The sequence below is a fragment of the Sphingobacteriaceae bacterium genome, from assembly GCA_002319075.1.
Taxonomy (GTDB): domain Bacteria; phylum Bacteroidota; class Bacteroidia; order B-17B0; family Aurantibacillaceae; genus Aurantibacillus.
In genome coordinates this window covers 4,675,068-4,691,374 of record NVQB01000001.1, presented here as the reverse complement: position 1 = coordinate 4,691,374, position 16,307 = coordinate 4,675,068, and the positions used below count along the sequence as shown (strand labels likewise).

The window sequence follows — 16,307 nt, the reverse complement described above, 5'->3', positions numbered from 1 at the left end:
TATGAACCGGAAAGAATTTATAAAAACCTGCGGGACTGCTTGTCTTGGTGTTACAGCAATGTCATTATTACAACATTGCAAGCCGGCAAAACAAGTTCAAAGTGTGACTTCCAATAACCAATTGCAAATTAACAAGAGCGAATTTGAAGTCATTCACAAAGAGAAAAAAAAATTCCGCAGAAGCATTGTCACTAAACCTGAGCATTCAGATTTTCCGATTGTCGTTTACCGTTTTTCAGATACGGAGTATTCTGCCCTGCTCTTACGCTGCACGCATCAAAGCAGTGAGTTGAACCTAAATGGCGACATCATGACCTGCTCAGCTCATGGCAGTGAGTTTAACAACAAAGGGGAAGTTATTCAAGGTCCGGCTGAAGAGAAGCTGCATGCATTTAAGGTGACGAGTGATGAATTGAAGATTTATGTGCATTTGAGTTAGAGCAGAGACAAGACTAAGGGGACTGAAGGGAGCCAGGACTGAAGGGAATCAGGACCGGAGAGACTGAAGAGATTCATGAAGGAACAAAAACACGAAACAACAATGAAAACAACACTACTTTTAATTTTAATATTGTCTTTCACAAAGAATTTTACGCAAAGCGACAGTGCTTTGTTTAAACGAGTTCCGGCAGATACTTCTAAAATGAAGTTGAATATGGATGCAGTTTATAACCGTCCTTTTCTGCAAGCCGGAAAACTACCGGTTTCGCTTGGAGGGTATTTAGAAGCCAATAGCAGCTATTTTATTACAGACGGGGTAACAGACGGACTATCGTTCCAGGTGCCGCGCATGACTTTGTTTGTCGCCTCTAGTATAAAAAAACGGATCAAGTTTTTATCGGAGATCGAATTTGAAGAAGGTGGGAAAGAAATTTCTATTGAGTTTGCATCGATGGATATTGAATTACACCCTCTGCTTAATTTACGTGGCGGTATTGTTATGAATCCTATTGGTGCCTTTAATCAAAATCACGATGGGCCGAAATGGGAATTTGTGAGCCGTCCTTTGTCGGCTACCACTATTCTTCCAGCCACCTGGAGCACAGCAGGTTTTGGTTTGTTTGGAAAATACGCACACAATAATTTTGTTTGGGCTTACGAATTTTATGCAAGCAATGGTTTTGATGATAAAATAATTTCTAATGCACAGAACAGAACTCATTTAGCGGCCAGCAAACCGAATCGGGATAGGTTTGAAGAAAGTTTTAATGGTGTGCCTTTGATTACAGCTAAAACGGCATTCAGACACCGAAAGGTTGGAGAAATCGGCTTATCCTGGATGGGAGGCATCTACAATAAATTTGAAGACGATGGGTTAGTGCTGGATAAAAGGAGAAGGGTCGATGCATTTGCGATTGATTTTAATTCTGTCATTCCGCGAATTAAAACTTATATAACCGGTGAATGGTGCTGGGTGCTGGTAGATGTTCCGGGCACGTATAGTCAGCAATACGGCAGTCAACAACAAGGAGGTTTTTTAGACATTGTGCAACCTCTTATAAAACGAAAATTATTTGGCTGGGAAAACAGTACAGTCAATGTTGCAGCGCGTTTAGAGTATACAGATTACAACGTCGGGACTTTTAAAGAAACAAATGGAACTATTTCTGATCATATTTTTGCCGTAGTACCGGGACTCAGTTTTCGTCCCTCACAACAAACGGTAATTCGTGTAAACTATCGCTATCATTGGCAAACGGACCTGCTTGGGAATCCAGCGGCCAGGACGTCGGGGATACAGTTTGGCTTCTCGACGTACTTTTAGTTGCAGATTCTATAACTATCAGATTCGTTGATCGCAAGAATCTGTATGCTTAAAGTTTGACGCAGATTAAAGCCGATAACACAGATCTGTGCGCATAAAAATCAGATAAATCAATTCGCTTGCAGGAAGTTAAAAGCATCTGTGAAATCTGCGTCAGTTTTCGCGCACACCTAAAACTTAACCCTCAAAGTCACATAAAAATTGATGGGATCGGCAGGAATGATACCGGGTCCGGGATACCCTTCTGCTCTTCGTGTAAAATACTTGGAGTTGGCCATATTATTAATTCCGGCTATGATACCCACTTTTTTATACGTGTAATTTGCAGAAAGATCGACGATACTGTAAGCTGGAATTATTCCATAAATTCCCCCGTCTCTGTCGCTGGTGGAATTCGTTGCTTCTGAAAACTGATCGCCCGTATGTGAATATTGACAAGTCATTCCGAACTTTTTATAAGCATAAGTAAATCCTGTTCTCAAAATAGTTTTAGGTACAAATTCTACGATTTTGCCATCGTATGCTTTTTCGTTGCTGATATACTTTGCATCAATGACTGAGAAATTTACGAAGGTCGAAAATTTGTGAGCTGATTTTTTCGTAATGAGTTTTATCCAATCCAGTTCAGCAAAAGCTTCAACCCCCTGTGTACGACTCCTGCCAATGTTTGTGCGATAGCGGATAAGTTGAAAGGTCTGCGGATTTACAATCAAGGTAGTACCAATTCTTTTATTGTATCCTAAATAAAAAACGCTGGCATCAAAATATAAAACATCTTTTATAATACCTCGAAATCCTCCGTCTATTGTAAATCCTTTCTCATCTTTGATATTTGGGTCTACCTGAAAATTGGGATTTTCAACCCGCATATCGTTAAAGTTTATGGCGCGGTAATTCTGACTAAAGTTGGCATAACACTCAATTGCTTTATTAAGTTTGAACTGTGTGCCCATGCCGGCCAATAAGAAATGACGCTCACTTTTACGAGTGTCTTCTATTTTTTGATCCAGCAGATTATTTCCTGCAAGATCTTTATTAATAAGACGGTAATATCCCTGAGAGGCAGTATTGATGTATTCGTAACGTAAGCCCGGAGTGATCATCCATTTTTTTGTAAGTTGAAGGATATTTTCAATAAACACAGCGTAGTTGCGCGACGGAAAAGTGTAGGAAGAATTTTCAAGATTGTCTGGATGTAAAAATGTGAAAGAGGCTTTATTGCTTTTATCTGCATCGCCTTGCCGCCTCACCGTTTGCCCATGATAGTACCTGGCCCCAATTAAGAAATGACTGTTATTCTTCAACCATGTGTAACGGTGTAAAAAACGAAACTCTGCACCATAATTTTTGTAAACGTCACTTAATAAATTCCTATTCGCACTGGTATCGTCCTGGCGGTTGGCGCGACCCAACACTCCTAAAGCATCTCTTCCGGCATACAATCCAAACGTTCTTAGATCAATGCGCGTTCTATCGTTCAATTTATAATCTGCGCTTACTGAAACTAAATTCCAGTTGACTTTAAACCAGTTCCTATAGCGGGTCACCAAAGAATTATCTGACTCAAATTGTTTATCGGTAAGTCCTCCCGGTTGCTGGGCAAGGTAATTTAATTTGGTATATTCCGCTTTTACTGCAAACCTCTCAGTGAATTGGTATTTTAAACTTCCAAAAGCAGTGTGACTATTGAGCTCTGACCTGGCTCTCCATCCATCATAATGCTTATACTGGTAAAACACATTGTAAGAAAGTTTTTTGACTGTACCATATAGCTGGTTAAAAGAGTTAACAAAACCATAAGAGCCGCCTGTCTGTCTAAAGTTACCCGCTATTTTTTTATCGGCAGGCGCTTCAGCAAATTTATAATTGATCATGCCGCCAAATTGCGTTCCAAATTGTAAAGCCGCGGCGCCTCTTAAGATCTCGATGCGTTCGATAGCCTCGGTTGGCGGCGTGTAATAACTTTCGGGATAGCCCAGCGCGTCAGCAGAAATATCATACCCATTCTGGCGAACATTAAAATTGGAGATCCTGTTAGGATCGAGTCCCCTTCCTCCTATTCCTATGGTTGCTCCCGAACCATCGTTTTCGAAAACATTTATGCCCGGAATTTTTGAAAAAATCTGGCGACTATTATTAGATGCAAGATTTGCGTTTAAATCCTGAACATAAATGGCTTCTGATTTTTTTCCGGCGTAAATTGTTGTGCCTTCTACATTGTTTAAACGCGATATACCGAAACTGTTATCTTTTTCAGCCTGGATGGTTATTTCTTCTAATGAAATAAGATCAGGTTCCATAAAAATACTGAGCGCAGTATCTTTCTTAAAATTTATGTAGATGGAATACGCCTTAAATCCAGCGTGTTTTATTTTTAGATGTGATAAAGCATTCGGCATTGCCTCCAGTTTAAAGTAGCCGTTGGAATCGGCGCTTACCGTAACATTATCGAGGGAAATAATTGCAGACTTAACAAAAGAACCCGATTGAGAATTCTGTATGGAGCCGCTCACAGTAACTTTAGTCTGCGAAAAAAAAGTCAGATTCAGAAAAATAAATATTTGCAGATAAAACGCTTTCACTAGTAACTCTTAACCCAGGTTTTAGAAACAAAAATAGAATTGCTTTGCGCCGAAAGATCAATTGTAGGATCAATAAATTCGCGCGATCCTGACCCATTCATGGTAACATAGCTTTGCGCATAAACACTGGCATTGGTAAAACCTTTGGCCTGGTATTCCTTTTTCAAAAATTTCGCATAATCTACCATCATATCAGGTTGTGTCGCCATCATTTTTTCCTGCATAAACGTGAGATACTCTTTATTATCGATAATGGTTTGCCGTCCTGTTGCTGTATCTTTTACATAAAAAAAAGCGCTGCCTGCTTTTTCCATCAACATTACACGCCACGAAAAACGATACCCTTGTTCGGTCCAGAATAACTTGCCTGGATAAAGCAGATAACGAAAAGGCATAACAAATTGGAAAACAAAATACAGTAGAAAAAATGCTGGAATCCATTTCTTTAAAGGATTCGATTCAAATTTTTCGGCGAGGTGTGTTTTATAAGACGTCAGTTTTTTTAAACCGTGAAGTAATTTTATATGAAATTCTTCTTTAAAGAAAATACTGGTGATGGTGATCATGATGTAAGGAAACATGCCAATATTAAAAAACAAAGCAGTTGCCAGGTGAAAAATAAGTACAGCCAGGTAGGCGGCGTTAACAGTTCTGCGATTGAATAACAAAAACCCTATAAGAAGATCATAAGTGCAGCCAAACCAACAAAAAACATAGGCCAGCCATTTTTCTTCCATAAACCCTCCAATAACCGGAAAATGAGAAAACGCCGGAAGCCATATACTGAGAGGTTTTGCATCAAACAACCAATCGGCATTTAGTTTTGCAACACCTGCAAAAAAATAAACCAAAAACATCTGCAACTGAAGCATAAAAATGTAAAATCGTGGAATAGTGAAATGCTCTTCCTTTCTGAAAATTTTTGTATCCAGCGAAAAATTATCTGAGGCAGGACAAAAAATCAAAAGAAAAGAGACGATACTCACAAAATAATAATGGTTGAGATAGTTTGTTTTGTCGATGAGCTCCACATAGGTAAACAAAACGAAAAATGTCAGGATGCAAACACGATACAAGGCACCCAAAATAATTCCCAGACTACACAACAACAAAAGTGCAAAAACAAGGTACATGCCCATTGCCGAAAAAGGCTTTACCCATTCGAAACCATAATAGGGGAAAAATAGTTTCGGTTGAATATACATGGAATAAACCCAGCCTTTATAGATAAAACGGCTGATAGAAATAAACATCAATGCCCCGAAGGCAATCCTGAAGATAACCAGCGGGGCAATGTTTACGGGGAAACTTAAATATTTTAAAAGGCGTTTAATCGCCGTCTCCATCCTGATATGTAATAACCACTCCAAGACTGGACGGCATATCTGTTTTTAATAACACTAATAATTTCACTAATTCCGTATAGGCTTCATTTACAACAGTTGGAGTTGTCAAAACTTTTTCTGAAAGAGGATTTCCAACCGCAGTAAATTTTGCGCGTGCCACTCCAAACTGGCTTTTTATAGCCGTATTCAATGAAACATCCACATGCATTACTCCCAAATGATCGAGGTAGTCGTCAAAGCCCAAGCCGTCTGCATTTTTTAAACTTCTGCCAAGGTAAACATTTTCCATCATGTTTAAAGTTTCTAAAGCATACTGCATGGATTGTTGGCCATAATATGCTTCACTATTGGCTGGTAAGGGAGTTCCGGCACTTCTCAAACCCAAAGGTGTTGCTATTTTTGAATTCTTTAAATAATCAAGTTCATAATTAATTTGGTTGATTACATAGCCCAAAGAACTTCCTACATCTGTACTCAAAGAATTTACAAATGTTGTGCGGTAGGTTGAATTCCAGGTTGTAATAACGGTAGCCAGCTTCGCCGACATTTCACCAATAACATCACTAACATAAGCTTTGCGTTTTGCATCAGTGAAGGATTGAACAATCACATCATCCGATCTATTAAGGTCGTAAAAAAGGTAATCAAGCGCCGGTAAGCCTTTGCAGGCAAAGTTTGTAGCCGAAGAAAGGTTATAGGTTCCAGAGCTGATATTTGCTTTTATTTTAGTTGTGTCGCAGGGAAAAATATTAAAATTTGTTCTTACACCGGCATCCTCACCCGGACCAAAGCCGAAGATACTGATGCGCTGATATTTTAAATAGGCGATAGCAAATTTTTGTCTTACGCTTAAAAAATCAGATTTGGACCCGGAAACTTTAAACGTTTCGAATGTTTGTGTAACGCTATCTAATGCTGTCTTAAATTCATTATATGCCGGTAAAATAAGATTGTCTGCCAGGTTGGTTAGCAGAGCCTGTTTATCAAACGTTTCGTCTGCAGGCGTTTCTTCTTTCTTTGAATCTTTCTTTTTGCAACAAACAATAAGCGTAAGGGAAGCCAGTAAAAGTACGCCGGTGAAGGATTTTATAAGCTTATTTTTAGTAAAAATCATGTTGCGGTGTTTTGTAATAAAATACAAAAACAGATCCGGAAAAAACCAGATCTGTTTTTGTGTAAGTAACTATGTATTAAAGTTTAGTAGCATCAAGGTTAAATACCGCAGCCATCTTATCAATTGAAAGCTGGATGTTAGTTTCCGTTACTTCGTATAAATTGCTTCCGATGTATCCCATTAAAAGGTTAATGTCTCCATCAGATATAGTTTTAGCCGGATTGTATTTGAATGCGCGGATAAAACCAACACCTTCAGATAAAGAATGATTGCGTGCACCGTCGTTTGCAAAATTTGTTTTCGCTTGTTTCATGTAAGTGATAAAACGTGCCGCACCCACTTTTTCCCAGGTAGCTACAACAATGTCACGCGCCGCATCACGACCGGCCACGTCTTTGTTACTGATAGCAGCGCGACCTTTTAACCAGGCATTCATGATAGTTGCGTTGGTACCAAGAACACCGTTTACAGAATTACAGTAACTTCCCCAATAAGCAACACCTGTAGTAGTAGTTGGAAAACTAACCGGAACTGAGAAATAACCAAAAGCCTCGTCCCATGCATGTTCCATAGCAGTACCCTTACCGGCAATCACGGTTGTGTTATCATAGCTGCCAATATTTTTAAGAAGTGTCATTGCTTCAGAATACATTAAAGCACCCATTCCGCCTTTTTCAACAAGTTCTTTGTATTCAAAACCTTTCGAACTCATTAAATAAGCAGCCTGAACAGCTCCTGTAGTGGTTGGCACAGGGCCTAGTACTTTACCGGCAGTTCCATTTGTTCCACTAACGGTTGTTTGACTAACGGTCGCAGCTTCTTTAAAAATCGCTTCTAATTCCTGTGCAGCCCCGTAGATATTGTTGGTTTTTTCTTTCAATGAAATTCCACTCGCATTTAACCCTAAATTTCCAGCATCAGCAAAAGGGTTTCCTGTATTGGAAAACATATTTATCATTTTTTGCTCTGAGAGAGTAACATTTGCAGTGGCAGTATGAGTAGATCTTACATAAGTAATAAGTTCTCTGAACATAGCCACACGCTGGTTCGAACTTGTAAGGCTCATGTTTGCCCCGAAGTCATAAGTTACAGGCACAGTATAGCTAGCCGGAGTTTCAACAACTGGTTCAGGTTCAGGATCTTTCTCGTCTTTTTTACAGTTTGTAAATACCACGAAAGTGGAAAGAGCCGCTAAAAGGACAGGGTTAATTCTTTTCATTTTTATTCGATTTGGTTTAGATTGTTTTCCGCAGCAAAGATCTTATTTAGATCAATTATAAACAATACCCGAAATGTGGTAGTACTCCAAAAAACAGGTTACCAAATTGTTAAGAACGAGCTTTTATCAAAGGACATCAACTTGCAAAGATCCACTACTCCAGTCTTTTTGTAGTGACATAAAAATTTACATCCGCGTTAAGGAAAGTATCATCAAAAGAAACAGACTGCCATTTATCGGTAGGCTTTAACACAAATTCTTTTTGTGAAGCGCTAACTTTTAAAGGCATGTTAAATCCTTTTACGCAATTGGTCCAGCGGTACAGCAATTTGTCTTTTACGACTTTGTATTCGAGTTCAGGCACCTTTGTGGTTCTTAAATACTGATCGAATATTTTTTGAAGATCAAGTCGCAAATAAGCGGCCATATAAATTTCTATCTGCTTGGTACTTACTGTCTGATGCCAGAATGTTCTGTTTAAGTCGCGTAACATTTCACGCCATAAAGAATCGTTGTTTACGATCTGTCGCATAGCATGCAACATATTTGCCCCTTTGTAATATAGATCTATAGAGCCTCCAGCGTTTACATTATAGTCGCTTATGATGGGTTTATCATTTGCTATTGCTTTGCGTGTGCCGATCACATATTCTGCCCCTGCTTTTTTCCCATACAAATATTCGGTGTATAAATTTTCAGCGTAAGCCGTAAAGCTTTCATGAATCCAGTTATCTGCCACGTCTTTAGCAGTGATGCTATTTCCGAACCATTCGTGCCCCGATTCGTGCACAATGATAAAATCCCATTTAAAGCCCCATCCGGTAAGCGAAAGGTCCCGTCCTTTGTAACCATTCATAAAATCATTTCCATAAGCTATATCACTTTGGTGTTCCATGCCAAGAAAAGGCGCTTCTACCAACTTATAACTGTCTTCGTAAAAAGGGTAAGGTCCAAACCAGTATTCAAAACAATGCAACATGGTTTTAGCTTGTTGAAATTGTTTTTTTGCCCTGGCTTCGTTTCCTTCAAGCACCCAATAGGAAAGATCCAGTAATCCTTTCTCACCACGAATGGTATCCGTAAAGTTGGTGTATTTGCCGATGTAAGGAATGATGTTATAATTATTGATAGGATTTACAACTTTCCAGAAATACGTTTCTGATTGGTCAGCGTTGACTTTTGAAGATTTTAACCGGCCGTTGGCAACCGCTACCAAACCCTGGGGAGCAGTAATATGAACGGAAGCACTATCTACTTCATCATACATATGGTCTTTGTTAGGAAACCAAACCTGCGCAGCCATTCCCTGACAGGCGATCGAGATCCATGGATTTCCTTTTAGATCACGTGACCAGATAACACCGCCTTCCCAGGGGGGAAGTTTAGCTACGCGGGGCTTACCATGAAAGTAAGCGACAATGGTTTTAAGGTCATTCTTCTTTTGTATTTCACCGATATAAATAAAATGCGCGTTACCATCCCGTTCAACACTGCACTTTTTAGAATCCAGAAGAACACTATCAAGAATCATGGGCGTCATAAGATCAAGTTGCAATTTTGCATTCGTTCCTAAAACTTTATAAGTTATTTTATTAACTCCTTTCAAACTACTATCTGCATTATTAAAAGTAACATCCAGATCATAATGCAGAACGTCCCACCAGGCGCGCTCAGCCGAGACCGTTCCTTTTAAAGTGTCTGCGTGTGTGTAAGTTTGAGTCTTTATTACCGTTGAAATCATCAACAGCAGCGTTAAAACAGGAAAGGAAATAATTCGTGAATTCATTGTTGCTAAAAGTACAATTAAAACGAAGTAAAGTCGTTGGTTGATTCGTTATACAAATATAAAAAGTTTGACTTTTTACGGGTATTAAAAAAATCCAAAGACTAATTAGGGGCAATCATCGGTAAAAAAAGCTTGAACTTATATTGCGTTTTAAATCAGTTGATGCCTGTTTTACCTTTATGCAGGTTTAGATACGACCGGGATGAAAGAGTTATTTCGCCTTGCAAAAGGTTTTTTTCCATACTCTTTTATTCCGGTTTTCTAAAAGTAAAGTTCTTTAAGATTAAACTTTCGTTGAATTGTAAAGTCAAACCTTAGAATTCATTCTAAAAAAATAACCGGCGAAGAAGATGCATTGTTTCTATTTAGGTGTGTGGCATTAAGTTAGAAATCGCATACTTTTTTTCCGGTTTTATAAAACATTATTATGGCTCCTCGCGTTCTATTACTTGCCGACATTTCTTCATCACATACAGAAAAATGGGCCATAGGCCTGGCAAAAAAAGGCTACCACATCGGTATCTTCAGTTTAAACAAATCACTAACGCAGTGGTACATCCCCTATCAAAATATTGAGGTATTATACGATGGTCCACAGGAAATAACAGGCAGCTTTATTCAAAAGTTATCGTACGTATTTAATATTACTTATCTCCACTCCTGCATTAAAAGTTTTTTACCAGACCTTGTACATGCGCATTACGCCAGCAGCTACGGCTTATTGGGAAGCTTGTGCGGATTTAGCCCTTTCATTATTTCAGCCTGGGGATCTGATATATATGAATTTCCTCAAAAATCTTTTTTTCATAAAGCCATCTTAAAATTTAACCTTAAGCGTGCCGATAAAATTTTATCTACGAGTTATGTCATGAAGGGAGAACTTTGGAAGTACAGTTCTAAAGAGGTTGACGTTATTCCCTTTGGTGTGGATACTAAAGTATTTTATCCGATGCGCGAAAAGCCTGAGGAGAACAGAGATGTTATTCGCTTAGGCACTATAAAGGCCATGGAAGATATGTATGGTATTAAAACTATTGTAGAAGCTGTTGATCTGGTAAAAAAATGTATGCCGGATACTAGTTTAAGGGTTTACCTGATTGGTGCCGGCAAACGTTCTAGTTACTATAAAAAAATGATTGCTTCTAAAAATCTGCAGGAAACTTTTGTCTTCACAGGAAAAATCTCCTATACACACATAGCGACTTATCACAACCTGCTCGACATTCTTTTAAATGTGAGCACTGTAAACGAGAGCTTTGGCGTATCGGTAATAGAGGGCATGGCCTGCGGAAAACCTGTTATTGTTTCAAATTCTCCCGGACTAAAAGAAGTTGTGAGCGATATTGGAATTGTGGTAGAAAAAGAAAATGCGCAACAACTGGCAAAGGCCATTATGCAATTAATTGAATCACCTGAGTTGAGAAAGAGTCTCGGAAAATTCGGCAGACAACATGTTTTAGATAACTATGATTTTAAAACTTGTATTGAACAGATGACAGCGGTGTATGATAAAATGCTTCGCCTGAATGAAAAACATCCTTCACATTTACAAGAAGAGGTAGGCGCTTAACTAGCATTGATGCCAAAATAATATGGCCTAATTTCATTGAGCTTATTGGCCGATTAATTTTTAGTGTACTCATCTGCCAAATGCCCTTCCGAAAATTACAAGTTGCTCACCCACTCGCCTGGAAAAGAATGTTCCTTTAACGGAACACGGCAAGTCAAGTTTTCTACTCCCACATAACGTCTAGCAAGGTCCTTATTAACCATCCACCACTCTGCAGCCATCTGATTGAATTTTGAAATACGCAAAGGCAAGGGAGGATGTGTGCTTAAATAATCACTAATAATGGTTGTAGACCGGGAAGTTCGTCTTCCTTCCAATTTTTCCAGTTCCACAAAGGCTTCACTAAAAGCCATAGGATTGTATTTCGTATTCAACAAAAGTGCGTAGCCGTATTCATCCGCATCATTTTCCTGAGTCTTACTAAAACTATGTCTTAAAAATAAATTGAAAACAGCATCGGCAAACTGCCCAACAGCCTGCGATTTAATTTTTTTTAAACTTAGCTCATATTTTATAGCTTCAAAACAATGGCCGCGCTCTATGTGTCCCATTTCATGCGAGAGAACGGAGATGATCTGCGCTTCTGATTTTAAAGTGATTAGCAATCCCTTCGTAACACAAATAACCCCGCCTGGCAGGGCAAATGCATTAGGTGCCGAAGTTGAAATTAGAAACACCCGATAGTCAAAACCTTTTTTTGAAAATACAGCTAATTCTTTTATGAGCTTATTTAAATACACATAATCTGTATCACTTAAATCTGCCACGGCTGAATAACTCTCTGCAATAGCATCACCATAAGCCATCTCATCTGATCTGTTTATCGGCATTACTCTTGTTAGAGCTGTATTTAAGCTTTTTGTAGATTTGCCAAGTAATTGAAAAGCAGGCGAAAAATTAGCGCCCAGGGGTGCATGCAATTTATTTTTAGATAAAACATAAACCACAGCTAAACCTCCCAACAAGATCAGCAATAGAAAAATTAGTCTCCATCTACTCATTCAAACCTATTTTTAAATTTATTGTAGAGCGAGTTCATCACCAACATTATTATTCCGACGCTTAAAAAAACGATAGCACGGGTAAGCGTACTGGATTGTGCCAGATCAAAAAATATCAGGCGAACAATGCACAGGGCAAGAGCCCCCAATGCTACGTAACGAAAATGTTGTTTTTTAAGTATCAAACTTATCATAAAAATAGCCAGACATTCAATTACCCAGAGCAGTGTGAGCAAGGACTTATCAAATGTCCAGAATAAAAATATCGCAGTACAAATAATGAGCGGATAAAAAACATAAGTATTCCTGCTCTTGTCAACTTTAGCAATAAGCTCTGTTAAGAACGATAAGGATTTTGGTAAAACAACTTTTTCAAAACTGCATTTCAGATAAAAATAAAGCAAGAAAGCAAACTGAAACAAAAGAGATAAACTTCCGTAAACCCAAGGCTGCGCGAAAACTTCATTAGACGGCACAACATAAGAACTCGTTATAAATGCCGTTTGAAACGCGGCCACCCAATAAAGTACAAGAGCGTAAAATAAAAAACGGGAAAGATTTTCATATTTAGAATTTCCGGCCAGGGAAAAAATAAACGATAGCGCTACCCATATTAAAGGCTGCCAGATACCATCGACCTCTAATGCGATTGTAAAAATAGAAAACAAAACTAACAGCTCAAGTAATAGAGGATGTAGGTATTCCCAACTCTTGTAAGTTGTGGTTTCGGGTTTCTTTAGGGTGGCGCAATAAGTAAATACAGCCAAAGCCAATAATTCGATTAGCAACCTGATTTTAACACCGCCAAGATAACTTTCTATTTGAATATGAACCAATAAGTGTCTGATTACAAAAGCACTAATAAAAAAATAACTTATTTGCAGCATATACCTGTCAACATTGAGAATAGCAGATCGTTTCCCATAAAAATAAAGTGATAAAGTGGCGATGAGTGGCGACAACAAAAGCCAGATAACTCCAGGAACTATTTCTGATACGTGCACGAACATAAAATACGTGATCAGTAATATAAATACGCCGAAGGCATACACACCCATAAAAGCTGCTGAGGCCTGCAGCTTATCGCCAAGGTATTTTAAATTACTAAGTAAACCCGGTGTGGGGATATCTGAAAGTCTGGCATATTTATAAAATACAAAAAGGTAAGTTAAAGCCATAATTGTAAACACACTGGCAACTATGAGCTCCTGAACTGGAAAAGGAGTGGCATTGTTAGCTTTAAAGTGCATGATAGAGCAAATGTAAATTTGCTGAGCTATGGCGAAAAGAAACAAGCCGAAAGAATAGAGCGTAAGTCTGCCAACAGATTGATATTTCCAGTTCGCCAAAGCAAAAGTAATGCCCGAAATGCCTAAAAATATAAGCGATAAAAATTGATAGTTTACTTCATAGGCTAAAGACAAAATTGAAAATACCAGAACCAATTCCACCATTAAGGGTTGAAGATAGAGCCAGGATTTGTACTTAGCGTTTTCTTTATTTTTCGCAATAGTCCAAATAAGAAAAACAACAAAAGCAGTTAGTTCGGTCCAGACACGGCCTTTTAAAGGCCCCCAGAATTCATTGACATTTAAATTATAAAATGTATGGCGTATCAAGAAGAGACCTATCAGCAAATAACCAACATGCAAAATATAGCGATCGAGATGATGGTACCGTAGTGCTTTTTTAGCTATAAGCTTAACTGTTCCCAAAGCAATTAACGATAAAACCAACCACGCCACACTCACCGCTAGTGGAGAAACAGCATTGAACAAGTAATAACTCAGAAGTATAAATTGAGTAGAAAACAGATATAATCCTATCCAGTTGAGATATTTCGACACTGCATTGACAAATGAAAACTTAATACTTAAAAGTGCAACTAACAGAATGGGAGCGCCCACAATTAACATCTGCGAAACAGGTTGACTCTTTAAATCAGAAAGTGCTACCCAGTTTACAAAGTGAGAACCCAAAAGAAAAATAAGGGTTATTAAATTAAACTCTGCAGATTGTGATTTATTTCGAAAATAAAGTATGCCTGCGAGTAAGAAAACAACAACATAAATAGTCCAGCTAATTTGAAAAACATAGGCATAAGACGTCACAAAGAAAATACCAACAAGCAGACTTAAAATAGGATGCTTGGTTTTTTCGTCTACGTTAATATTGAATGCTTTGAATAGACCACTTACATCGAGGGTGTTCGAAGTGGTGGAGTAAAATAGAAAAATGGTTCCAACTATTGCCGATCCTAAAAGTGATGCAGATTGTCTGTAGCGTAAAATAGTGTAGGAAAAGTTGGAGGAAGCTACACAATAAAAAAGCAAGGCAATTCCTATCAGGTTAATGGCAACAGATCCAATCTTATACAAGACTGAATCGTTTTCTTTTCTGGCAATGACTAAGAAAAGAAGCCCTTCCATAAATATACTGGCCAATATAATAGAGTTGTCTACTTCCCATCTGGTGAGCGTAATAATCGCAACGATGGCCGTAATCTGCGCCACCAGACTATCCGTGAGAAAGAGCCAGCGGATATCCAGTTTTTTTGCCCTCCTTGATAAAAGATACGCTGTTACTGATCCCGCTGCCAGTACAAAGGTTGAAAACTTGCTTCCATTTGAATAGAGGTATAAACTTAAAGCAAAATAAAACCAGTTAAATAAGTGTACGATAAACGGAATTCTTTCAAAGGTTTTTTTCGAGTAAGCTTCACGGTAATGAACCAATGCTACCGCTACTCCCACAGAAAGAACAGTTATTATTCCATAGATCCGGTCAGTGTTTGAGAAAGTACTTTTAATGCTTATCCAATAGAGTAAATGGAACGTAAAAAAACTGGAAATAGTCAACAACAAGTGATAATCCCATTTCTCGCGATAAGTGAGGGCAACTCCAAACAGTGTGATAAGTCCCGCAATTATAAGGGTCATCGGTGAAGAAGGCAGTATCCAAACGCCGACTAAACTCAATAGTACATGCAAAGAAGCCAGACCCTGATTCTTACCGACGTATCCTAAAAATAAATTCACTAACACTCCCGACGAAAGAATAACTAACTGCATGGCTTCGGTTTCAACCCATTTTAAACCTGGCACGGCAATAGATCCTGCGCAGGCAAAAAGAAAAATCGCACCTGCACTGCTTCTTAGCCACAATGCAAGTTTAAGCCACTCCGGTTTCTTATGTAGATAAAAAAACAAACCTCCAAGGGTGGCCGCAAATCCTGAAATTAAAATAAATCTTCCCAGGGCTGAAATTTTTAACGCTGCATAAACTCCTAAAAAACCAACACCTACTACCATTATCACTGACCCTAAAATTCCAGTCCAGTTTTCGATAAATTGTTTTTCTAATTTTGCCCAGAATTCGCTTTTCTCTTTTTTAACTACAGGCCTTTTAACTTCAGTTGGCTTTGGCACGGGCGCAGTATAATAAGCCTTTGCAGGTTCATCTTTAACAACGTTTTCCGGTTTAACTACCTTTATCTCTGGTACAACTTGATCGATTTCCGTTAAATGAGGTACAACCGGTTCTTTTTCGCTAGTATTTAGAACAACCTTAGGAACTTCTTTAAGTTCTTTTTTTATCTCTTCTTCTACAGGAATTATAGTCTCTACAACTTCAGTGACAATAAAAGGCAAGTCCGGAAGTTTATCTTCGGGTGGATTTATTTTTTCTACTTCTTTCTTAATTTCTGAAGTTTCCTTTGCTGGTTTAGTCTCGTTTAGCTCCAATTTTTTAATACGGACTTCCAGTTTTTTTAAGTGGGCGGTAAGTTCCTCTTGTTTAATTCTAAGGGAACTATTCTTGTTGATTAAATAAACCAGTATTGCAAAAGCAACAATTGAAATAAAAACTGCCATTTTAAATTATTTTATTGATACCAGACTTTTGACTAGCAATGAACAAGTTATT

General features: G+C 38.4%; 10 protein-coding genes. 3 read left to right on the top strand and 7 right to left on the bottom strand.

The features are described 5' to 3' along the window. The first annotated feature begins 1 nt into the window (after position 1). Positions 2–439 carry a Rieske (2Fe-2S) iron-sulfur domain-containing protein gene (locus tag CNR22_20305; protein PBQ34021.1) on the top strand — a complete coding sequence of 146 codons (438 nt, stop codon included), beginning with the start codon at positions 2–4 and terminating at the stop codon, positions 437–439. A 102-nt stretch (positions 440–541) separates the two neighbouring features. Further along, entirely contained in the window at positions 542–1,765 is a 1,224-nt protein-coding gene (locus CNR22_20300; protein PBQ34020.1) for a hypothetical protein, read from the top strand. A gap of 170 nt (positions 1,766–1,935) precedes the next feature. Here the strand turns inward: CNR22_20300 and CNR22_20295 are convergent, their stop codons facing one another. The 5 genes from CNR22_20295 to CNR22_20275 form a co-directional block, all read right to left on the bottom strand. After that, a complete protein-coding gene (locus CNR22_20295; protein ID PBQ34019.1) occupies positions 1,936–4,347 on the bottom strand; it encodes a hypothetical protein in 2,412 nt (803 codons plus the stop codon). Continuing rightward, positions 4,347–5,693 (bottom strand): HTTM domain-containing protein, encoded by a 1,347-nt coding sequence (locus CNR22_20290; protein ID PBQ34018.1) that lies wholly within the window; start codon positions 5,691–5,693, stop codon positions 4,347–4,349. The genes CNR22_20295 and CNR22_20290 overlap by 1 nt, the downstream gene beginning before the upstream one ends. After that, positions 5,677–6,807 carry a hypothetical protein gene (locus CNR22_20285; protein PBQ34017.1) on the bottom strand — a complete coding sequence of 377 codons (1,131 nt, stop codon included), beginning with the start codon at positions 6,805–6,807 and terminating at the stop codon, positions 5,677–5,679. Before CNR22_20285 ends, CNR22_20290 begins: the two co-directional genes overlap by 17 nt. Positions 6,808–6,883: 76 nt before the next feature. Then, entirely contained in the window at positions 6,884–8,026 is a 1,143-nt protein-coding gene (locus CNR22_20280) for a hypothetical protein (protein ID PBQ34016.1), read from the bottom strand. 154 nt (positions 8,027–8,180) lie between these two features. Beyond that, positions 8,181–9,812, bottom strand: coding sequence for a peptidase M1 (locus CNR22_20275; protein PBQ34015.1), 1,632 nt, complete (start codon positions 9,810–9,812; stop codon positions 8,181–8,183). A 427-nt stretch (positions 9,813–10,239) separates the two neighbouring features. On the opposite strand from CNR22_20275, the gene CNR22_20270 reads away from it, so the two are divergent. Beyond that, positions 10,240–11,382, top strand: a complete 1,143-nt coding sequence (locus tag CNR22_20270; protein PBQ34014.1) for a glycosyl transferase family 1 — start codon at positions 10,240–10,242, stop codon at positions 11,380–11,382. Between the two features lie 95 nt (positions 11,383–11,477). Here the strand turns inward: CNR22_20270 and CNR22_20265 are convergent, their stop codons facing one another. Together CNR22_20265 and CNR22_20260 are read right to left on the bottom strand one after the other, a co-directional pair. Continuing rightward, positions 11,478–12,383, bottom strand: a complete 906-nt coding sequence (locus tag CNR22_20265; GenBank protein ID PBQ34013.1) for a peptidase M48 — start codon at positions 12,381–12,383, stop codon at positions 11,478–11,480. After that, positions 12,380–16,255, bottom strand: a complete 3,876-nt coding sequence (locus CNR22_20260) for a hypothetical protein (protein ID PBQ34012.1) — start codon at positions 16,253–16,255, stop codon at positions 12,380–12,382. Before CNR22_20260 ends, CNR22_20265 begins: the two co-directional genes overlap by 4 nt. Between the last annotated feature and the right edge of the window lie 52 nt (positions 16,256–16,307).

Coding starts and splice junctions, on each gene's coding strand:
- CNR22_20290 (PBQ34018.1), bottom strand. CDS start 5,693: ATGGAGACGGCGATTAAACGCCTTTTAAAATATTTAAGTTTCCCCGTA.
- CNR22_20270 (PBQ34014.1), top strand. CDS start 10,240: ATGGCTCCTCGCGTTCTATTACTTGCCGACATTTCTTCATCACATACA.
- CNR22_20280 (PBQ34016.1), bottom strand. CDS start 8,026: ATGAAAAGAATTAACCCTGTCCTTTTAGCGGCTCTTTCCACTTTCGTG.
- CNR22_20305 (PBQ34021.1), top strand. CDS start 2: ATGAACCGGAAAGAATTTATAAAAACCTGCGGGACTGCTTGTCTTGGT.
- CNR22_20275 (PBQ34015.1), bottom strand. CDS start 9,812: ATGAATTCACGAATTATTTCCTTTCCTGTTTTAACGCTGCTGTTGATG.
- CNR22_20265 (PBQ34013.1), bottom strand. CDS start 12,383: ATGAGTAGATGGAGACTAATTTTTCTATTGCTGATCTTGTTGGGAGGT.
- CNR22_20260 (PBQ34012.1), bottom strand. CDS start 16,255: ATGGCAGTTTTTATTTCAATTGTTGCTTTTGCAATACTGGTTTATTTA.
- CNR22_20285 (PBQ34017.1), bottom strand. CDS start 6,807: ATGATTTTTACTAAAAATAAGCTTATAAAATCCTTCACCGGCGTACTT.
- CNR22_20300 (PBQ34020.1), top strand. CDS start 542: ATGAAAACAACACTACTTTTAATTTTAATATTGTCTTTCACAAAGAAT.